Origin of the sequence: Actinomadura macra NBRC 14102, assembly GCF_001552215.1 — a bacterium.
Classification (GTDB): domain Bacteria; phylum Actinomycetota; class Actinomycetes; order Streptosporangiales; family Streptosporangiaceae; genus Spirillospora; species Spirillospora macra.
In genome coordinates, this window is record NZ_BCQT01000005.1 from 34,851 (window position 1) to 54,915 (window position 20,065).

Consider the following 20,065-nt stretch of genomic DNA (forward strand, 5'->3'; position numbering starts at 1 on the left):
CCGCCCCCAACCGCGAACCAACGAAACCGTTGCGTCCGCGCGTCCGAACCCCAGCCCCCAACGACCGAAACCGTTGCGATCGCGTGCGAAGCCAGGTGCGAGCGAAGCGAGAACCTGATCGCGAAGCGAGCCCTCCAGGGCGAGTCGAAAGCGATGCAGCGATCGCCGCAGTGCCCGCCGAAGGAAGGCGCTCCAGCGCCTCCCTTCGGCGGGCACTGCAAACAATTAGAGTGCCCCTCATGGATGGTGTGAGGGTTGAGCGGGACGGGCATGTCGCGGAGATCGTTCTGGATCGGCCTGAGGCTCTGAACGCGCTGTCCACGGCCATGGCGCGGCGGCTGGCCTCGGTGTGCGCCGAGGTCGGGGCGGACTCGTCCGTCCGGGCGGTGGTGCTGGCGGCGGCAGGTGAGAAGGCGTTCTGTGTGGGGGCCGACCTCAAGGAACGCAATCGGATGACGGACGAGGAGATCCTCGCGCAGCGGCCGGTGTTCCGTGCCGCGTTCGGTGGGGTGCTGGGGCTGCCGCAGCCGGTGATCGCGGCCGTGCACGGGTACGCGCTCGGCGGCGGCTGCGAGTTCGCGCTGTCCGCCGACATGATCGTCGCGGACGAGACCGCGGTGTTCGGGCTTCCGGAGGTCGGTGTGGGGCTCGTCCCGGGTGGCGGGGGGACGCAGCTGGCGCTGCGGCGCCTCGGTCCCGGCAAGGCCGCTGATCTGGTGTTCACCGGCCGCCGGCTGGGTGTCGAGGAGGCCCTGTCCTACGGCTTGGCCGACCGTGTGGTGTCCGCCGGGACGGCCCGCGAGGAGGCCCTCACGATCGCCGGTCTGATCGCGAAGAACTCCCCGGTCGCCGTCCGCGCCGCCAAGAAGGCCATGCGCCAGGGCGCCGGCGTCGGCCTGGACGCCGCCCTCGATCTCGAAGAGAACGCCTGGCGCACCGCGGCCTTCTCCCCCGACCGCCGCGAGGGCATCGCCGCCTTCAACGACAAGCGCAAGCCCAACTGGGCTTAGCCGGTGTTCTGGAGGCCGGCTGCTACTCCGTTGACTGAGAGGAGTAGGAGGGCTTCCAGGTGGTCGCGTTCGGTCTCGTCCGTCACGCCGGAGCGTAGGGCGGTCAGGGCTCGTAGCTGGAGGAGGGAGAGGGCGTCCACGTAGGGGTTGCGGAGTTCCACGGCGAGGGAGAGGACGCGACGGTTCTCCAGGAGGCGGTCGTGGCCCGTGACGGCCAGGACGAGGGAGCGGGTGCGGTCGTACTCGGCGAGGACGCTGTCGGACAGCTCGGGGCGTTCGCCCAGGGCCAGGTAGCGTTCGGCGATGGCGCGGTCGGACTTGGCTAGGCTCATCTCGGCGTTGTCGAGGAGGGTGTTGAACAGCGGCCAGGTCTCGTAGGCGCGGCGTAGCTCGGTCAGGTCCTTGCCGTCGTCGGAGACGGCGGCGAGGCCGCTTCCCAGGCCGTACCAGCCGGGGAGGTTGACGCGGGTCTGGGTCCAGGCGAACACCCAGGGGATGGCGCGCAGGTCCTCCAGGCCGCGCGCGGCCTTGCGGCGGGCCGGACGGGAGCCGATGCGCAGTTCGGCGATCTCTTCCAGGGGGCTGACCCGGGCGAACCAGGCGGCGAAGCCGTCGGATTCGATGAGGGCGCGGAAGGCGGCCTTCGCCGCCTCGCCGATCTTGTCCGCGAGGGGACGGAAGCGTGCGGCGGCCTTGCGGGCGCGGTCCTGGACGGGGCCGGTGGAGGCGAGCAGGACGGCGCTGGTGACCTGCTCGACGTGCCGGCGGGCGATCTCGGGGTGGCCGTAGCGGGCGAAGATGACCTCGCCCTGTTCGGTGACCTTGAAGCGGCCCGCGACCGAGCCGGGGGCCTGCGCGAGGATCGCGCGGTTGGCGGGGCCGCCGCCGCGGCCGAGGGAGCCGCCGCGCCCGTGGAAGAGGGTCAGCTTGATGTCGTGGTGCGCGGCCCACGAGGCGAGGGCCTCTTGCGTGTCGTACAGGCGCAAGGTGGCGCTGGCCGGGCCGAGCTGCTTGGCGGAGTCGGAGTAGCCGAGCATGACCTCCAGGCGGCGGCCGGTGTCGTCCAGGCGGCGCTGGACGGCCGGGATCTCCAGCATCCCTTCGAGGACGTGCGGGGCATGTTCCAGGTCCTCGCCGGTCTCGAACAGGGGGATGACGTCCAGGACGGGTGCGCCGTCGCCGAGGGAGGCCGCCAGGGCGTGCACGTTGGCGATGTCGTCGGCGGAGCGGGTGAAGGAGACGATGTAGCGGTGGCAGGCCCGGACGCCGAAGCGCCGCTGGATCCAGGCGACGACGCGGAGGGTTTCGAGGATCTCCTGGGTCGTTTCGCTGTGCTCGGTGTCCAGTTCGGCCAGGGCCTTGGCGTGCAGGTCCGAGTGCTGGCGGATCTCCAGTTCGGCGAGGTGGAAGCCGAACGTCTCGACCTGCCAGATGAGTTGCTGGACGCGTCCGTACGCCTGGCGGACGGCGCCGGCCTCCGCGAGGGACTCCTGGACGGTGCGCAGGTCGGTCAGCAGTTCGTCCGGGGAGGCGTACGCCAGGTCGGCGTCGCGCTCGCGGGTCGCGGCGATCCGGGTGGCGGCGAGCAGGAGGAGCTGGCGGTGCGGTTCGCCCGGTGACCGCTTGGCCAGCTCACCGATGCGGTCGGGCTGGGCGGTGCGGGCGGCGGCGAGGGCGTCGCGCAGGGCGGACGAGGCGGGAGTCGTGCTCTCGTGGACGGTCAGCTCCCGCCCGATCCGGGCGCAGGTCGTCTCCAGGGCGCGCAGCACGTGGTCGGCCTGGATCATGATCGCGTCGCGGGTGACCTGCGCGGTGACGTAGGGATTGCCGTCCCGGTCACCGCCGATCCAGCTCCCGAACCGCAGGTAGGGGCGGGCCTTCGGCGGGCGGGTGCCGGTGTCGTCGCCGTCCAGCGCGCGGTCCAGGGCACGGTAGATGTGCGGGACGACCCGGAAGATCGTCTCGTCGAACGCGGCCATCGCGGTGCGGACCTCGTCCAGGGGGTCCATCTGGGCGTCGCGGCGCAGGGCCGTCCGCCACAGCAGGTCGATCTCCTCGCGGAGGCACCGCTCGATCTCCTCGCGCTCGCCCGCGCCGGGCTCCGCGTCCAGGTCGGCGAGCAGGTCGCTGATCCGCTGGATGGCGGTGACGACGGCGCGGCGGCGGGCCTCGGTGGGGTGCGCGGTGAAGACGGGCCGGAACTCCAGGCCCTCGATGACGTCGTCGAGCCGCCCGTCGCCGTCCGGACCGTCCACCGAGGCGCGGACCTCCGCCACGGCCTCGGCGACCGAGCCGGGGACGGTGCCGCCGGTGTCACGTTCCCGCAAGGTCCGGATGCGGTGGTGTTCCTCGGCGAGGTTCGTCAGGTGGAAGTACACGGTGAACGCCCGCGCGACCTGGCCGGCACGTTCCAGGCTCCAGCCGTCGACGAGCGCGGCGACCTCCTCGATGCCCGTCTCGCCCCGGCGCGCGGCGATCACCGCGCGGCGGAGCCGCTCGACGTCGTCCAGCAGTTCCTTGCCGCCGTACTCCACCAGTCCGTCGCCGAGCATCGCGCCCAGCAGGCGCACGTCGCGGCGGAGCGGTTCGGGCATGTCCTGCCGGAAGGTGTCACGCGTCTTCGTAGCCACGCGCCCAGCGTAGTGAGCAGGCAACCGTGCCGGTCAGGGCGGACCCCGGCCGCGTGTCCGCCATCAGCGGGCGGTTACCCTGACCCGCATGGCGATGGAAGCCCCTGAGCCCGCCGTGGACTACGACGTCCACACCACGGCGGGAAAGATCGCGGACCTGGAGCGGCGCCGGTACGAGGCCGTGCACGCCGGATCCGCCCGCGCGGTCGAGAAGCAGCACGCCAAGGGCAAGATGACGGCCCGGGAGCGGATCGACGCGCTGCTGGACCCCGGCTCGTTCGTCGAGTTCGACGAGCTGGCGCGGCACCGCTCCACCAACTTCGGGATGGAGAAGAGCCGCCCGTACGGCGACGGCGTGGTCACCGGCCACGGCACGGTCGACGGGCGTCCGGTCGCGGTGTTCAGCCAGGACTTCACCGTCTCGGGGGGCTCGCTCGGCGAGGTCTTCGGCGAGAAGATCTGCAAGGTCATGGACCACGCACTGAAGACCGGCTGCCCGGTCGTCGGCATCAACGACTCCGGCGGCGCACGGATCCAGGAGGGCGTGGTCGCGCTCGGCCTGTACGCCGAGATCTTCAAGCGCAACGTGCACGCGTCCGGTGTGATCCCGCAGATCTCCCTGGTCATGGGGCCCTGCGCGGGCGGCGCCGTGTACTCCCCGGCGATCACCGACTTCATCGTCATGGTCGACCAGACGTCCCACATGTTCATCACCGGGCCGGACGTCATCAAGACGGTCACCGGCGAGGAGGTGACCATGGAGGAACTGGGCGGCGCGCACTCGCACAACTCCAAGTCCGGCGTGGCCCACTACCAGGGCTCGGACGAGGACGACGCGATCGAGTACGTCAAGGCGCTGCTGTCGTACCTGCCGTCCAACAACCTGTCCGACGCGCCCGCGTTCGGCACGCCGGCGGACCCGTCCGAGCTGGACGAGGAGCTCGACTCCCTCATCCCCGACTCGCCGAACCAGCCGTACGACATGCACACCGCCATCGAGCACGTGCTGGACGACGGCGAGTTCCTGGAGGTCCAGGAGCAGTTCGCGCCCAACATCATCGTCGGGTTCGGGCGGGTCGAGGGCCATTCGGTCGGTGTCGTGGCGAACCAGCCGATGCAGTACGCCGGGACGCTCGACATCGACGCGTCCGAGAAGGCCGCCCGGTTCGTCCGGACCTGCGACGCCTTCAACGTCCCCGTGCTGACCTTCGTGGACGTGCCCGGCTTCCTGCCCGGCACCGACCAGGAGTGGAACGGGATCATCCGGCGCGGCGCGAAACTCCTGTACGCCTACGCGGAGGCGACCGTCCCGCTCGTCACCGTGATCACACGGAAGGCGTACGGCGGCGCGTACGACGTCATGGGCTCCAAGCACCTCGGCGCCGACATCAACCTGGCGTGGCCGACCGCGCAGATCGCGGTGATGGGCGCGCAGGGCGCCGTCAACATCCTGTACCGGCGCGAGCTCGCCGCCGCGGACGACGCCGACGCCCGCCGCGCCGAACTGATCACCGAGTACGAGGACACCCTCGCCAACCCCTACATCGCGGCCGAGCGCGGCTACATCGACAACGTGATCAAGCCGTCCGAGACACGCGGCCAGATCGTCCGGGCGCTGCGGGCGCTGCGGGAGAAGCGCACGACCCTGCCACCCAAGAAGCATGGGAACATCCCGCTCTGACCGGGCCCTCCCAGGAGGAACGCTGGTGACCGAGAAGAAGCCATTCCTTGAGGTCGTGCGGGGCGACCCGGCGCCCGAGGAGATCGCGGCGCTCGTCGCGGTGCTGACCGCGCGGGCCCGCGCGGCCGCCGCGGCCCGCGAGGGCGCCGACACGCCGAGAACGTCGCGGTGGGCCGACCGCTCCCGGCTCGTCCGGCACGCCGCGTCGGACACGATCCGCCCGCGCGGACCCGGCGCCTGGCGCGCCGGTGGCCTCCCCCGCTGACCTGCTCAGGGCACCGCCGAGGGGTGCCAGAGGGACGCACCGAGGGACATCTAACCGTGGTTCGCGCCCAGCAGAGGGCTCTGCACGAATAAGGTGAAAGGCCATGGCCACCTCGGAGTTCGTCCCACAGCCCGCGCGATACGCCATATTCGTCGACGCGGGATACCTTTACGCGGCTTCTGGGGCGCTGCTGCTGGGCTGTGGTTCCCGGCGGGAGTACCGTGTCGCCGCCGAAAAGCTGATCAAGGCGCTGACCAGCCACGCGGACGACCAATTGCTCGGTGAGCTGCTCCGCGTCTACTGGTTCGACGCGGCGCCCAAGCGGCAGCCGACGGTGGACCAGCGTGTGATCGCCAACCTGCCGCTGGTGAAACTGCGGCTGGGGAACCTGAACGCGCAGGGCCAGCAGAAGGGCGTGGACGCCCAACTGCGCGCCGATCTTGAGGCCCTCGCCCGGCACCGCGCGATCACCGACGCGGTGCTGCTGGCCGGCGACGAGGACATGCTGCCCGCCGTCGAGGCCGCGCAACGGTACGGCGTCCGCGTGCACCTGTGGGGGGTGGAGCCGACGCACGGCTCCAACCAGGCCGAATGGCTGGTCTGGGAGTCCGACACGGTCGAGGTGCTGCCCGCCGACTTCCTGCGCCCCTACTTCACCAAGGCCAAGGTGCTGCCCGTCCCCGCTCCGGGCACCGCCGCCGCCGTCCGCGACGCCGCCGCCGCGCACCGGGCGAGTCCTGTCCCGTCCCCGTCGCAGGTGTTCGCGGGCAAGCCGCCGGTCAAGCCGACGCCGGCGCCCGCCACCGTCCGCACCGCCGTCCCCGTCGGCGGCGGGCAGGTCACGCCCGCGACCGTGGCCGCCTCGATGAACTCCGCGGCGGCCGCCACCTCCGACGGCAAGCTCGGCCCCGACCGCAACCACATGCTGGAGATCGGCGAGCACGTCGCCCAAAAGTGGATCTTCGAGCGGGGCCGGGACAACATCCGCGACCTGCTGCCCGGACCGATACTGCCGCCGGTGATCGACAAGGAGCTGCTGATCGAGGCCGAGAAGGAGCTCGGCGGCTCACTGCGCCCCTACCAGGAGGCCCGAACCTGGCTGCGGGACGGCTTCTGGGAGCGCGTCTACCGCGAGTTCGGCATCGGCATCGGCAAGTCCGACTGACCGCACGGGCGCGCTCGGCGCCGCACCTGCCCCAGGTCTAGTGCGTTGACACGTTTTGCAATGCCGCGGACACGTGGAGTCGACTGTCGGTACAGTCCCCGCCGTGATGGGGGGAGACCGCGCATGCGACCTCGTGGACGACGGGCAGGTGCCACCGCGATCCCGCTCGCCCTGGCCCTGACGCTGACCGGGTGCGAGTCGCCCGTCCCGTTCCACCCGCCCGGGGAGGGATCCGCGGACGAGCCGGTGGCGGGGCTGGGCGGGGCCGCACCCTACTTCAGCCCGCGCCCGCCCGCCGGAGCGGCGCCCTCGCTGAACCCGCAGGTGCCCGCGCCGCCACCGGGCGGCGGCGAACCGACGGTGACGCCGGCGGACGGGCCCGTCTACGCCGCGACGGGGGCGGGAATGATCGCGCCGGTGGCACGGGGCATACCCGCGCGGCTGTACGTCGCGAACGGGCGGGTCATCGACGTCATCGACCCGCGAACGGCGCGGGTCGTGCGCCGGCTCAGCACGGGACCGGCGGCGTCCCGGGTCGTCCCGTCCTGGGACCTGCGGCGGCTGTGGGCGGCCGACCCCCTGCACGGGACACTCGTACCGGTCGGCCCGCGCAGCGGCCGGCGGGGGCGCCCGCTCGGCGTCACCGGCCCGGAGGGGCTCTACTTCACCCCGGACGGGCGGGACGCGCTGCTCCTCGCCGGCCGGGAGCGCCGCCTCGACGTCCGCGACCCGCGTACGATGCTGCCCCGCGCGTCGGTGCCGCTACCGTGCGCCGCGGAACACGCCGACTTCTCCCCCGACGGGGCGTTCCTGGTGGCGAGCTGCGGCCCGGCCGGGCGGCTCGTCCGCGTGGACGTGGCGAGACGACGCGTCGCCGGAACGCTCCGGCTGCCCCGGGGCTCCCGTCCCGGTGACCTGCGGCTGTCGCCCGACGGCACCGTGTTCTTCGTGGCCGACCCGGTCCGGGGCGGAGTGTGGGTCGTGAACGCGCGGCGCTCCGCCCGGCCCGGCTTCGTGCCGACCTCGCCGGGGGCGCGGGGCCTCGCGATCAGCAGGGACGCGCGCCGCCTGTTCGTCGTGGGCGGCGGCACGGTGGCCACCGTCGCGTTCGGCGCGCGCCGGGTCACCGAGCACTGGCCGCTGCCGCGCGGCGGATCGCCGGTTCCCGGCGGCGTCTCCTCCGATGGGACGGCGCTGTGGCTGGCCGACGCCGCCGGGATGGTCTACGCCCTGTCCACCCGAACCGGCCGCGTCCTCCGCAAGGTGTGGGTGGGCGGCCATCCGTCCGGACTGATCGTCCACCCCCAGCCAGGCCGCTACTCCCTGGGCGGCACTGGGCTGTACAGATAGTCATCCCGGCTGTGTCTACTGCAATCCCGGCCCAAGGGGGCTCGGGTCAGCGGGAACCTACCTGGTGCCAGTCGGGGAGAAGTTCCTCCATCAGGGTCTCTGTCTCGGGCTGGAGTTGGTCGAGCAGGGGGTCGCGGGCGATGCGGCTTCGCAGCTCGCTTGCCACCACCTGGACCTGCGCCAGGTCGCCGGTCGCGTGGGTGGCGCGGAGCAGGTCGCGCCAGAGGCCCTCGTCCTCGGGTGCCAGCCGCAGCCCGGCGCGAGCGGCACCGACCGCGCCACGGGCGTCGCCCTCGTCCAGCCGCACCACGACGAGCCGGTGCGCGACGTCCACGACCCGTGCCGCCGCCTCGTACTCCAGTTCGTGCGAGGCGAGCCACGCGTAGTGGCCGCGCGGCCGGTCGGCCAGCAGCGGGCCGCGGACCAGGTCCAGCGCGTAGGACAGGTAGGCCGCCTCGGACGCGGGCTCGGCCGCCGACCGCCAGATCAGCCACCGGAACGCCGCGAGGTCGACCCGCACCTCCGAGCCGAGCTTGATCCGGCCCCGGTCGTCGTAGTACAGGTTCGGGCGGCCGCGTGCGTCCCGGCCGAGCCAGTCCGACACGCGCGCCACGCAGGCGTCGCGGACGCCCGCCGTCACGCCGCGGGGCCAGATCGCGCCGCCGAGCACCGTCGGGTGCACGCCGTTCGGGTGGGCCGCGAGGTAGACCAGCACCTCGGTGCACAGCGCGCGGCGGCCCTCGTCCATCGGGCCGGGCGCCTCGACCTCGATCGGGCCGAGCAGCCGGATGTCGGCGGACGACTGCTGCGCGGTCGGTGGCTCGGCGCTGACCGCCGACTCGGGCAGCGGCACCGGATCGAGCCGGCCCGCCGTCCGGAACAGCTCGAACACGCCGCGGTACTGCGGTTCACCGACGAGCTGCGCGTCCACCTGGAAGCCCAGTACACCGGCGTGCAGCCGTCCCTCGTCGTCGACCTCCCACGTCCAGGTGGCGCCCTGCACCTCACCGGGGGCGAGGTAGCCCGCCGCCATCCGGGTGCCGGTGCGCGCCAGCGCGACCAGCCGGTCGGCCTCCTGTTCGGACGGCCGGTCCGCCATGATCAGGTAGTGCGGCATCCACGCCTCGCCGAACACGCCCCGGCAGCGGCCGGTGAGCACGGAGTCGACGCCGGAGGCGGCGAGGGCCTGGCGCACCTCCTCGCTGCGCCCCTCCAGCTCCGGCAGCGCGTCCGCGAGCGTCGGGACGGCCCGGATCCGGTCGGGCGCGATCTCCGCGAGCCCCTCGCCGAACTCGGCGCCGAACCCGACGAGCGTGATCCGCATGTGGTCGGACCAGCGGTTGGTGGCCAGCTCCAGCGCTATCGCGGCGAGCGCGGCGCGGCGGGTGTCCGCGGGGCCGCGCAGCGCGATCAGGCCGTGCGCGGCCTCCAGGTCGACCAGGATCCGGCCGTTGTCGTTCGTGCCGATGGACACGAGCCCGGGGTAGGGGGCGAGGACGTCGCCCGTGCCGAGGGCGGGGTCGGACGCCTCGATGCCGTCCAGTGCGTCGGCGTGGAGCCGCCACACCTGGCCGTCGTCGAACGCCTGCCAGGGCGCGGGCGGGTTCCGGTCGGCGGGGGCGATCCACAGGTCGAGGCTCTCGCGGCCGAGATGCACCCCGTAGATGGTGGGCAGCGCCCGGCCGCCGGCGGCCATGGACTTCGACAGGTGCCGCAGCCCGAGGTCGAGGAGGCGGGCGGCGTCGTCGTCGGCGCCGAGCCGCAGCGCCCGTTCGGTCTCGGCCGCCTCGCCCTCCGGCCGGACGATCATGTGCCCGAACGCACGGTTCCACATCTGGGCGCGGCGGCGGCGCCCGAGCACGGTGAGCAGCCCGGCGGCGAGCAGCGATGCCGCCGCGAGCCCGTGCTGCCAGCCGAAGTCGAACGGGAGGGCCTGTTCCTCGTCGGCGGTGTCGCGGCCGGGCACGGAGGCGCCGCCGTCCTTCGCGCCGCCGTTCATCTCGCCGGACGGCCCGTTGGAGCCGCCGCGTGCGGGCGGGTGCGCGGGCTCCTGCTTGTTCGGCGGGGCCTCGTGCTGGGACTGCTGCGGCGCCGGGACCTGCGGCGCGGGAGTGTGGGGCGCCGGCGTCCGCGGGGCGGGCGACTGGGGCGCCGGGGTCTGGGAGGCGGGTGGCCGTTCCGGCGAAGGCGCGGGCTTGGACGGTGCCGGCTTGGACGGGGCGGGTTGGGAGGGTGCCGGTGCCGAGGGAGCGGGCTGCGCAGGTCCCGGCTGGGCGGGACCGGGTTTGGTGGGCGCCGGCCTCGAAGGGGCGGGGTCCCGGTCGGGGACGGCGTGCCCGTAGCGGTAGTACTCGTCGAGGTCCTTGACGGGCACGACCTTCGCGCCCTTGGCGTCCGCGGGCATTTCCAGGACCCAGCCGGGGCGGATCAGGCTGGCGATGCTGAGCTTGCTGCCGTCGGGCTGTACCCGGCCCTTGTTGAGGGAGTGGATCTCCTTGTAGCGGCGCCCGTCCCCGAGGCACTTCTCGGCGATCTCCCACAGGCTCTCGTGGTGGCGGCCTTCCGGCGGCTGCACCCGGTAGATCTTGGTGGTGCGTCCCTTCTCCGCCGGGCTCGCGGTAAGCGGCTCGGTCGCGGTGTCGGGCACCGCGACGGAGGGGTTCACCGGCGCGTCCTGGACCCGGACGAACTGCTGCGAGTGCACCATGGGCTGCGCCTGCGCCTGGACGGGCCGGTGCTGCGACAGCTTGCCGCCCGAGAGCGCCGGCATGATCACGGACGTGGCGGTGAACAGCAGCAACGCCGTGACGACGAGCCGGTGGACGAGCGACTGCGTGCCGCCCGCGAGCGGCACCCGCGCGGGCACCCCGACACCGCGGATCCCCGCGTACACCTCGACGATCACGCAGAGCGTGAGCTGCACCCAGGCGAGCCACACCAGCGCGACCAGGATCGTGATGAGCGACCCGGGCCCGAGCCGGTGCGTGAGGTCGGACGCGGCGGGGATGCCGCCGGGGACCGGTGATCCGAAGAGCGTCAGCAGCGCGTACGGGACGCCGCCGATCAGCGCGGCCAGCGCCGCGACCGCGCCGAGGCCGGCCATCACGTCGCGCGGGCCGCGGCGCCCCTTCACCCGTACCGGGGTCCTCTGCCCATGCCGTGTCACCATCGCGTCCCCGCCGTTCGCCGGTGCCTGGACGTCGCCGCCCCAATCGTAGACACGCGAGTCATCGGTCGTCCCCTCCCGTGACGGGATGGGCCGTGGCACTGGAGGTCATCTGAAAGTCGCCGAAGCCCGGGATGATGCCGAGGAACTGCGGCTCGACCCGGATCTCGACGGTGACGGCGACCTCCTGCCCGTCCGCGTCGCATTCGGATCCGGCGATCTGGTCGCGGTAGGAGGCCAGCATGGCGCAGGCGGCGGCGCGGGCCCGGTCGGGCGCGAGGACGGGCTTGCCGGTATCGCGCAGCGCGTCGGTGTCGATCTCGTTGGCGCCCGCGCGGGCGGCCTGCTCGGCCATGTCGGCGGCGCGCTGCCGGGCGTGGATCGCGAGGCCGCCGTCCACGAGCAGGCCCGCCAGCATGAACACGACGGGGGTGAACAGCACGACGTACATCGCGACGGAGCCACGGTCGCGGCCGGACGCGGCGAGCCGCACAGCGAGGCGCACGGCGAGGCGCGGGCCGAGACGGGCCGCGGGCAGGTGGCGGAGTCCCCGGGTCATTCCGGATCGTCCTCGCCCTCGCCGGGACCGGTGCCCCGGAAGGTGAAGGTGTCGATCGGCGCGAGCGCGTGCCCCTGAAGCCGCTTGGTGCCGGGCAGGCCGATGAACGACAGGTCGCCGAGGTCGACGTCGCAGGTGATCGTCACCTCGACGCGCCCGCCGGGGCCCCAGTCGCCGACGTCGGTCACGACGGTCGGGCCGCCCGAGCACCAGTCGTGCCCCTGAAGGCCCGCTCTGGCGGCCTCGCCCGCGAGATCCTGCGCGGACGGGGCGCTGCGGGCGATGGACGCGGCGCGCACCGCGTCCCGGGCCGCGCCGTCCACCTGGCTCTGCGCGTCCACCATCCGTCCGGCGCCGGCGAGGAACAGCAGGAAGGCGACGAACAGGGGGGTGACCAGCACCATCTCCAGCGACATCGAGCCGCGCTCGCGCGTCGCCCGGCACAGTCTCACCGCGCCGCCTCCTGGCAGGCGATACCGTCCCCGACGTCCGGGCGGAAGCATTCGATCGGGCCGCGCGAGCGCTGCGACACGTGGAACGTCATGAACGGTATGACGCGTACCGCCTCGCCGCTCACCTCCACCCAGCGCTCGTCGTCGGCCTCGCCGGTCCGCACCTGGAGGCCGCCGAGCAGGTTCGGGCCGACCTTGCGGACGTCGTTGGTGGCCTTCGCGGCGGCCTGATCCTGCCACCCGGTGCCGACCGGCTGGGTCCGCGCGACGCGGGCGCCCGACTGCGCGGCGGCCAGCGCGACGTGCCGCGCGTGGTAGACCATCGCGAACTGCACGACGGCGAGCATGACGAAGATGAGGATCGGCGTGAGCAGCGCCCACTCCATCGACGACACCCCGGCGTCGGATCGGATCCGCTTCCGCAGCGGCGGCCGGGTGGGCTCGCGGGGCCGCATCCCGGTCAGCCCGTCTTGATGCTGTCGGCCTTCTCGGTGATCTTCTTCTGGATCACCGCGCCGATCGTGATCGCGATGAGCGCCAGGATCGCGGTGATGATCGCCCATTCGATCGCGGACGCGCCGCGGCTCCGCTCCTGCGCGGAGCGCAGCCGCGCCAGCCGGGCGCCGAGCACGGCTCGCAGGTAGACGACGGACGGGTCGTTCAGGGGGTTGAGCGGACTCATCGTGGCACCTCCAGGAGGATTGTGGCGGGTACGGCGGGATCGGGGCGGATCATGAGGCGAGCACCCTCATCAGGGCCGGGTAGGCCAGGAAGATCAGGAAGCCGGCGCACAGGAACAGCTGCGCGACGAGCATCGACTGGGAGCGCTCGCCGGCCTTGCCCTCCAGTTCCGACAGCTCGCGGCTGCGCATCGACGCGGCGCGGGCGGCCAGCGACTTGCGGACCTGAGCGCCGTCGTCGGCGACGAGGGCGAGCGCCCCGGCGAGGTCGCGCAGCTCGGAGATATCCAGCTCGTCGCCGAGCCGGCCAAGCGCCTGCCAGGGGGTCTGTCCGGTGATGCGGGCGTTGCCGAGCGCGTCGCGGATGCGGTGCATGGCCCAGCCCTCACCGACGTTCGAGGCGGTCATCAGCGCCTCGGGGACACCGCGCCCACCCGCCAGGTTCATCGACACCAGGTCGAGGAACGCGCCGACGACGTGCCGGAAGTCCTGCCGACGGGCCTGCGCGTCCTGCCGGAGTTGCAGGTCGGGAAAGAAGAAGAACAGCACGGCGAACAGCAGCCCCACCCACGCCGGGAGCTGGACGGACGAGCCGAGGCCGAGCAGCGCGAACCAGGCGACGATCAGCGGAATGAACAGCAGCGCGCCGGCGGGCAGCAGGAACTTGGTGGCGAGGAATCCCTCCAGGGACCGCTCGGTGATGGCGAGGTCGGCGCGGATCGAGCGCAGCCTCCAGCCGCGCGCCTCGCAGAACCGCACCAGCTCCCGCCCGACCTTCGCACGCATCCCGCCGACGCGCTCCAGCGTCGGCGACACCCGTCCGGCCTGCGCCTCTTCGAGGTCGCGGCGGCGGGCGGCGTCGAAGGCGGCCATCCGCGCGGCGAGGCCGGGACGCGCCGGGAACAGCGCCCGCACGAGCAGGTAGAGGCCGGCGCCGACGACGGCGCCCGCGAGCATCGCGCCCGTCACGAGCCGCCTCCGCCCTGCCAGCCGGCGACCGTGCTCGGCACCTCACCGGGCACGCCGGGCTGCTCCTTGCGGGGCCCGCTGAGGAACCGTCCGGGCAGCTCGTACTTCGCCAGGCGCCGCAGCCACAGGAACGCCGCCGCGTACAGGGCGACGACGACGCACAGGACGAGCTGTCCGAGAAAGTCGTCGTACGGCTCGACGTAGGAGTGGTTGAACACGGCGAGGCCGAGCGCGGTGCCGACGGAGACGCCGACGACGATGCGGACGCTGCGGCGGGTGGAGCGCCGGTCGGCCTCGACGCGGCGGCGCATGTCCAGCTCGGCGCGGGCGGAGTTCGCGAGCGCGCCGAGCATGTCGCGCAGCCCGGGGCCGCGGAGCTTGGCGTTCAGGACCAGCGCGGCGATCACCAGGTCGGCGGACGGGTCGTCGAGGTCGTCGGCGAAGCGGCGCAGCGCCTCCGGCATCGGGACGCGGGTGTGCAGCCGGTCGACGAGCCCGCGCAGCGGCTGCTGGAGGGCGGGGGCAGCGGCGCGCTGCGAGGAGGGGATGGCCTGCTCCAGCCCGACCGCGCCCGCGATGGTGTCGCGCAGCGACTCCGTCCAGGCGGCGAGGGCCTCCAGCCGCGCCATGCCCCGGCGCTCCTCGGCGGCGCCCCCCGCCAGGCCGTTCCAGCCGAGGACGAGCGCGCCCGACCCGGCGGCGGCGATCGGCCAGCGGGTCACCACCAGCACCGCCGTCCCCGCGATGATCGCGACGGCGGTGCGGGTGCTGAGCGTACGGACCAGATCCTCGCGGCTGCGCCCGCGCACCGGCCGGGAGCGCGGCGGGAGGCCGCGCAGGGCGAGGACCAGCAGCAGGATCCCGCCGCCGGCCACGGCGCCCGCGACGATGGCGAGCAGCACGTCCGGCGCGTACATCAGCGGCCTCCGCTCGCCTGGTGGACGGCTGCCGGGGGCCTCACCAGACACCCCCGGACGGGTCGTAGCCGTACTCGGCGAGCTCGGCGGCGCAGGCGATCGGCGCGGCGGGAACGGCGTGCCCCTCCGGGCCCAGCGCGAACACCTCCGACGACAGCACCCGGCCGTCCACGCCCGTGACCTCCCGGATGCTCGCGACGTAGCGGCGCAGGCGCCCGCCGGAGACGTACTCGTTGCGCTTCTCGATGAACACCACGAAGTCGATCGCGCCCGCGATCAGCATGTGCGTCGCCTCGACCGGCAGCCGCTCCTCCGACTGGATCGCGTACGTGGCGACGCGGTTGAAGACCTCCACCGAGGAGTTGGCGTGGATCGTCGACAGGGACCCGTCGTTGCCCTGCGTCATCGCGTTCAGCATCGTGACGATCTCGTCGCCGAGCACCTCACCGACGATCACCCGGGACGGGTTCATGCGCAGCGACCGGCGCACCAGCTCCGCCATCGAGATGGCGCCCTGCCCCTCGGAGTTCGGGAGCCGCTGCTCGAACGCCACGCAGTTCGGGTGCAGTTCGGGGAAGGCGTCTAGGCCGAGCTCCATCGCCCGCTCGACGGTGATGAGCCGTTCGTGCGGCGGGATCTCGTTGGCGACGGCGCGCAGCAGCGTCGTCTTGCCCGCGTTCGTCGCCCCGGCGATCATGATGTTCTTGCGGGCGTTGACGGCGGCGCGGAAGAACTGGCCGATCTCCGGGGAGAAGGTGCCGTTGCCGACCAGGTCGGCGAGGAACACCTTGCCGAGGCGCGCCCGCCGGATGGACAGCGCGGGGCGCAGGGTCACGTCCATGACGGCCGAGAGCCGCGATCCGTCCGGCAGCCGCAGGTCGAGCTGCGGGTTCGCGGTGTCGAAGGGCCGCGAGGACAGCCCGCTGTAGGCGGCGAGGATCTGGATCAGCTCGACCAGTTCCTCGTCGCTCTCGGCGACGGGCTCGCCCATCACCTCGCGGCCGTCGGCGTAGCCGATGAACACCCGGTCGCAGCCGTTGATGTCGATGTTCTCGATCTCGGGGTCCTCCAGCAGCGGCTGGAGCCGTCCGACACCGAACAGCGCCGCGTGCACGCCCGCCGCGAGCGCCTCTTCCTCCTCGGCGTTCGGCGGCCGGCGTCCGGAGGTGATCTCGCCGCGCGCGAACTCCTCCAGCACCTGGCCGATGAGCGCGCGGGCGAACTGCCGCTCGTCCTCGCCGGTCATCGGCGGCAGGTTGTGCGCGGCGTCCATGCGGCGCTGCTGGGCCAGCCGGTCGCCGACCTCCTGGCGGAGCCGTTTGACGAGGCCGTGGTCCACCTACCGCTCCCCCTTCTCGTGCCGCCCGCCCGCCGCGACCTGCCCGCCGCCGGCGACCCGCCCGGCGGGCGGCGGAGGCGCGGCGGGGTGCGCCTGCGGTCCGGTCTCGGATGGACGCCCGGGGGCGGCGCCGTACGGGACGGCGGGCGCGGGCCGGAGCCGTCCGACCAGGTCGCCGGCGACCTCGCGGGCGGAGCGGATCAGCAGCGAACGGTCCAGCCGGCCGCCCCAGCGCCCGGACAGCAGCTCGGCGCCCTTCGGGTCGAGCGCCAGCCCGCCGAGAACGGTGACCGGGGCGGGCGGCGGGCCGGTGGGCTCGCCGTCCGTCGGCTGGGCACGGTGCACCGCGCCGGCGACGATCCGGTCGACCTCGGCGATCGAGCCGCGGAAGTCGCGCGGGTCGGCCAGCACGAGCACGCCGACCGGCGGCCCGCCGCGCAACTCGGCGGTCAGCGCGGCGACCCGCTCGCGCAGGTGCGCGACCTGCTCCAGGGTGGCGCGCGTCAGCAGGACGACGAGGTCCGCTTCGCGCAGCAGTTCGGTCAGCGGTGTGTCGGCGCCGAGGCGACCGCAGTCGGCGATCACGTCGACGGTGCCGAGGCCGGTGAACGCGCGGCCGAGCGGCCCCCACAGCCACGTCATGGCCTGCGCCTGCTCGGCGTTGGTGATCCCGACGAGCACGTCGAGACCGCCGACCAGCCGCTGGCAGTGCTCGGCGACCTGCTCGGGCCGCAGCCCGCGGCGGGCGGTCGCGGCGAGGCTGAGCAGCCCGCGGGACGGGTTGAGCATCCCGCCGTCCTTGTCCTGCGCGTCGTCGGCGGGCGCCGCGGCGGGCAGCCGGTACACCAGGTCGCCGCCGGCCTGGTCGCACTCGGCGACCAGCACGGGACGCGGCCACACGGCGCCGAGGGCCACCGCGGCGGTGGTGACGCCCGGCGCCCCCTTGTCGGCCGCGAGCGCGATGAGAGCCACGGTCAGTTCCCGCCCGTCCCGGGATTCTGCGCGCCTCCCGTGCCCGGGTTCGGTGTCACGGGCGACTGTGGTGGGCTCTCCCCGGTGGCGGGCGGTGACTGGCCGCCCTGCTTGCCCTGCGCGCCGGGCGGCGGCGCGGCGACCTTCGTCCCGTCCGGGACGAGGGCGAGCGCGACCGACCCGGCGGAGGCGGCCTGGGTGAGCAGCGGCGCGTCCGCCGGCAGGACGGCCACGTCCACGGTCGTCTGGTCGGAGCGCAGCCGTCCGCTGCCGCCCCGGCCCATGCCGATCACGATGGCGTCCGCGGACAGGACCGTCCCGGCGCGGGGGCCGCCGCCCGTACCGCCGCCGACCGCGTACAGCGTCACCCGCTTGCCGACGTCGACGCCGTCGGCGGGGAACTGCCCCGGCTTGAGCGCGAGCCCGACGACGAGCCGGCCCTTGGCGGCGTCGTCGGCCCGGCTGATCATGGAGTTGGTCAGCAGCGCACCCTTGACCAGCGGGACGGCCGCGTAGTACTTGCCGACGTTCTGCCGTTCCGTCCAGTTGATGTACTGGATGCCGGTGTCGCCGACCTGGACTTCTTCGAGTGCGCCGGCCGGGATGCGCTGCCCGGCGGCGACCGGCTGCGCGATCCGGATCGCCGACACCCGCTGGCCGCTGGCCATCACGAGGTAGGCGCTGGCGAGCGCGCCGCCGAGGATGAGCAGCACCGCGAGCGCGGCCAGGGCCGGCTTGCGTTCGCGCGGGGACGTGGGAAGCCGCTGCCCGCCTGAGGTGCCGAGTCCGGACCGGCCCAGCCCCGCTGTGCCGCCGGATGGGCCCGCCGCGACGGTCGGCTGGTTGGACTTCATACGCTCGCCCCGAACTCCTTCCCGCCCCCGCGGACCTCGCACCGCGAGCCGTCCGCATCACCGGGCGATCCATGCTTGCGGGACGGATGAGGCCACGTCAATGGATTCGGTGAGGTGAAGCGGTCCCGTAACGCGCGCCAGAGCGATGACCTGGGACTCTCCCGGTCACTTCACCACTTACCACCAGTCACATGTGTCACTGACCACATTCGCGACGGAGATGACATCTCTCAGAAAACTGTGAACTTCAAGCCGACGAGCCGGCCGAGAAGCACCATGGCGTGATCAAAGTAGGCGGCGCGGGCGTCGATCACGTTGTTGAATTGCCCGAACAATTCGAAGCTCACCGTCCCGTACAGACCGGCCCATGCCGTCAACGCGCGCACCACCACCTCGTCCGGGACATTCATCTGGACGGCGTTCCTCGCGCGCTGGAGGTCCTCGGCCAGCGCATCGGTCATCTCCGGGCACGGTCCTTCCGGTTCCAGCGCCCCCGCCTCATGGGCATCGGTCACGATGCGCGCGAGCACGACCGTGTCGCGGAGGGCGGCGGGCACGGTGTCCTGGGGCGCCTTGTACCCGGGCACCGGCGACCCGTTCAGCAGCGCGTACTCGTGCGGGTGCGCCAAGGCCCATTCCCGGATGGTCCGGCACACCCCGAGCCACCGCTCCGGGAACCCGTCGCCCCTGGCGAGGGCCTGCGCGTCGGCGCGCTCGACGGCCTCGCCGACCGCGTTGTAGGCGTCGATGATCAGGGCGGTGAGCAGGTCGTCGCGGCTGGGGAAGTAGCGGTAGATCGCCGAGGAGACCATGCCCATCTCGCGGGCGACCGCGCGCAGCGACAGGCCCGCCGCGCCCGCGGTCGCCAGCTGCCCCCGGGCGATCGTGATGATCTCCCGGACCAGCTCCGCCCGTACCCGTTCCCGTGCCGTCCGACCTGCGTTCATGACGCGACGCTAGCAGAGCACCGAGACGACCCGAGAGCACTGCTCTTGACGAACACTGCTCTTTAGAGAGAGCATTGCTCTCATCGCGGAGCACTGTGCTGCGCAACGGAGGAGAGGAGCCCGCCATGGGCATGCACGTGATCGTCGGTGCCGGGCAGGTCGGCGCGCACCTGGCCGAACGGCTCACCACGCGCGGGCACGACGTGATCGTCGTGTCCCGGTCCGGGTCGGGCCCGGACGGGACGGAGCGGGTCGCCGCCGACGTCGCCGACCGGGCTCGGCTCGTCGCGATCGCCAGGGGCGCCGATGCCATCTACAACTGTGTCAACCCCAAGCTGCACCGCTGGGCACAGGACTGGCCGCCGATGGCGGCCTCGTTCCTTGGCGCGGCGGAGCAGACCGGCGCCGTCCTGGTGACCCTGGGCTGCCTGTACGGCTACGGGCCGGTGGACCGGCCCATGACCGAGGACCTTCCCCTTGCGGCGACCGGCACGAAGGGACGCGTCCGCGCGAAGATGTGGCAGGACGCACTGGCCGCGCACCAGGCGGGACGGGTGCGCGCGACCGAACTGCGCGGCTCCGACTACTACGGCCCCGGCAGCAGCGACCAGGCGTACATCGGCGACGTGCGGTTCGTGAAACCGCTGCTGGCCGGCGAGCGGGTGACGTACCTGAGCGACCCGTCCGTCCCGCACGCCTGGACGTACCTGCCGGACGTGGCCGAGGCCCTCGCCATCGCCGGGACCGACGCGCGCGCATGGGGCCGGCCCTGGCACATCCCCACCGGGCCCGCCGTGTCGACGCGGGAGGTGGCCGAGCGGCTCTGCGCGCTCGCCGGCGCCCCCGCGCCGCGTATCCGCACGCTGCCACGTCCCCTGTTCACCGCGATGGGCACGATCTCGCCGCTGTTGCGAGAACTTCGTGAGACGCGCTACCAGTTCGACAATCCGTACGTCCTCGACTCCACGGCATTCGAGACAACGTTCGGCATGGCACCTACACCGCTGGACACGGCCCTAAAGTCGATCATCGCCGCGTCCTGAAAACGGCCCGGCCGCGCCGTTCGCCGGGGCTGAGGGGCCCGGGTAATTAAGCTGGCACGGACGGCA

At 73.2% G+C, this 20,065-nt stretch carries 18 protein-coding genes; 6 read left to right on the plus strand and 12 right to left on the minus strand.

Annotation, left to right across the window (positions count from 1 at the left end; all coding sequences use genetic code 11):
• The first annotated feature begins 239 nt into the window (after positions 1-239).
• Positions 240-1,010 carry an enoyl-CoA hydratase/isomerase family protein gene (locus AMA02S_RS08165; RefSeq protein WP_067454176.1) on the plus strand — a complete coding sequence of 257 codons (771 nt, stop codon included), beginning with the start codon at positions 240-242 and terminating at the stop codon, positions 1,008-1,010.
• Here AMA02S_RS08165 and AMA02S_RS08170 read toward each other — a convergent pair.
• On the minus strand, positions 1,007-3,604 hold the full coding sequence (locus AMA02S_RS08170) for a phosphoenolpyruvate carboxylase (protein WP_067454180.1): 2,598 nt from the start codon (positions 3,602-3,604) through the stop codon (positions 1,007-1,009). The two genes, AMA02S_RS08165 and AMA02S_RS08170, sit on opposite strands and share 4 nt — an antisense overlap.
• A gap of 124 nt (positions 3,605-3,728) precedes the next feature.
• Here AMA02S_RS08170 and AMA02S_RS08175 point away from each other — a divergent pair, with 124 nt between their 5' ends.
• The 4 genes from AMA02S_RS08175 to AMA02S_RS08190 all read left to right on the plus strand — a co-directional run bounded on the left by AMA02S_RS08175 (position 3,729) and on the right by AMA02S_RS08190 (position 8,101).
• Positions 3,729-5,321: an acyl-CoA carboxylase subunit beta gene (locus AMA02S_RS08175; protein ID WP_084264869.1), complete on the plus strand. Its 1,593-nt coding sequence runs from the start codon at positions 3,729-3,731 to the stop codon at positions 5,319-5,321.
• The gene (locus AMA02S_RS08180) at positions 5,302-5,586 is read left to right on the plus strand and encodes an acyl-CoA carboxylase subunit epsilon (protein WP_067454190.1); all 285 of its coding nucleotides are present in this window, start codon (positions 5,302-5,304) and stop codon (positions 5,584-5,586) included. The genes AMA02S_RS08175 and AMA02S_RS08180 overlap by 20 nt, the downstream gene beginning before the upstream one ends.
• A 103-nt stretch (positions 5,587-5,689) precedes the next feature.
• Positions 5,690-6,751 (plus strand): NYN domain-containing protein, encoded by a 1,062-nt coding sequence (locus tag AMA02S_RS08185; protein WP_067454193.1) that lies wholly within the window; start codon positions 5,690-5,692, stop codon positions 6,749-6,751.
• A 123-nt stretch (positions 6,752-6,874) separates the two neighbouring features.
• Positions 6,875-8,101 carry a YncE family protein gene (locus tag AMA02S_RS08190; protein WP_067454196.1) on the plus strand — a complete coding sequence of 409 codons (1,227 nt, stop codon included), beginning with the start codon at positions 6,875-6,877 and terminating at the stop codon, positions 8,099-8,101.
• A gap of 46 nt (positions 8,102-8,147) precedes the next feature.
• Here AMA02S_RS08190 and AMA02S_RS08195 read toward each other — a convergent pair whose 3' ends face one another.
• The 11 genes from AMA02S_RS08195 to AMA02S_RS08245 all read right to left on the minus strand — a co-directional run bounded on the left by AMA02S_RS08195 (position 8,148) and on the right by AMA02S_RS08245 (position 18,956).
• Positions 8,148-11,369, minus strand: a complete 3,222-nt coding sequence (locus tag AMA02S_RS08195) for a bacterial transcriptional activator domain-containing protein (RefSeq protein ID WP_245667402.1) — start codon at positions 11,367-11,369, stop codon at positions 8,148-8,150.
• Positions 11,329-11,826, minus strand: coding sequence for a TadE/TadG family type IV pilus assembly protein (locus AMA02S_RS08200; RefSeq protein WP_245667403.1), 498 nt, complete (start codon positions 11,824-11,826; stop codon positions 11,329-11,331). The genes AMA02S_RS08195 and AMA02S_RS08200 overlap by 41 nt, the downstream gene beginning before the upstream one ends.
• The gene (locus AMA02S_RS08205; RefSeq protein ID WP_245667404.1) at positions 11,823-12,278 is read right to left on the minus strand and encodes a TadE/TadG family type IV pilus assembly protein; all 456 of its coding nucleotides are present in this window, start codon (positions 12,276-12,278) and stop codon (positions 11,823-11,825) included. The genes AMA02S_RS08200 and AMA02S_RS08205 overlap by 4 nt, the downstream gene beginning before the upstream one ends.
• A complete protein-coding gene (locus tag AMA02S_RS08210; protein ID WP_067454201.1) occupies positions 12,275-12,733 on the minus strand; it encodes a TadE/TadG family type IV pilus assembly protein in 459 nt (152 codons plus the stop codon). Before AMA02S_RS08210 ends, AMA02S_RS08205 begins: the two co-directional genes overlap by 4 nt.
• A gap of 5 nt (positions 12,734-12,738) precedes the next feature.
• Positions 12,739-12,960 (minus strand): hypothetical protein, encoded by a 222-nt coding sequence (locus AMA02S_RS08215; protein WP_067454206.1) that lies wholly within the window; start codon positions 12,958-12,960, stop codon positions 12,739-12,741.
• Positions 12,961-13,009: 49 nt separating this feature from the next.
• The gene (locus AMA02S_RS08220) at positions 13,010-13,927 is read right to left on the minus strand and encodes a type II secretion system F family protein (RefSeq protein WP_157430469.1); all 918 of its coding nucleotides are present in this window, start codon (positions 13,925-13,927) and stop codon (positions 13,010-13,012) included.
• Positions 13,924-14,844, minus strand: coding sequence for a type II secretion system F family protein (locus AMA02S_RS08225; RefSeq protein WP_067454210.1), 921 nt, complete (start codon positions 14,842-14,844; stop codon positions 13,924-13,926). Before AMA02S_RS08225 ends, AMA02S_RS08220 begins: the two co-directional genes overlap by 4 nt.
• A gap of 40 nt (positions 14,845-14,884) precedes the next feature.
• On the minus strand, positions 14,885-16,183 hold the full coding sequence (locus AMA02S_RS08230; RefSeq protein WP_067454215.1) for a TadA family conjugal transfer-associated ATPase: 1,299 nt from the start codon (positions 16,181-16,183) through the stop codon (positions 14,885-14,887).
• On the minus strand, positions 16,184-17,155 hold the full coding sequence (locus tag AMA02S_RS08235; protein ID WP_067454218.1) for a hypothetical protein: 972 nt from the start codon (positions 17,153-17,155) through the stop codon (positions 16,184-16,186).
• A gap of 2 nt (positions 17,156-17,157) precedes the next feature.
• Positions 17,158-18,009: a CpaB family protein gene (locus AMA02S_RS08240; RefSeq protein ID WP_067454222.1), complete on the minus strand. Its 852-nt coding sequence runs from the start codon at positions 18,007-18,009 to the stop codon at positions 17,158-17,160.
• 230 nt (positions 18,010-18,239) lie between these two features.
• Positions 18,240-18,956: a TetR/AcrR family transcriptional regulator gene (locus AMA02S_RS08245; RefSeq protein ID WP_067454223.1), complete on the minus strand. Its 717-nt coding sequence runs from the start codon at positions 18,954-18,956 to the stop codon at positions 18,240-18,242.
• A gap of 125 nt (positions 18,957-19,081) precedes the next feature.
• Here AMA02S_RS08245 and AMA02S_RS08250 point away from each other — a divergent pair, with 125 nt between their 5' ends.
• Positions 19,082-19,999, plus strand: coding sequence for an NAD-dependent epimerase/dehydratase family protein (locus AMA02S_RS08250; protein ID WP_067454226.1), 918 nt, complete (start codon positions 19,082-19,084; stop codon positions 19,997-19,999).
• Positions 20,000-20,065: the final 66 nt, after the last annotated feature.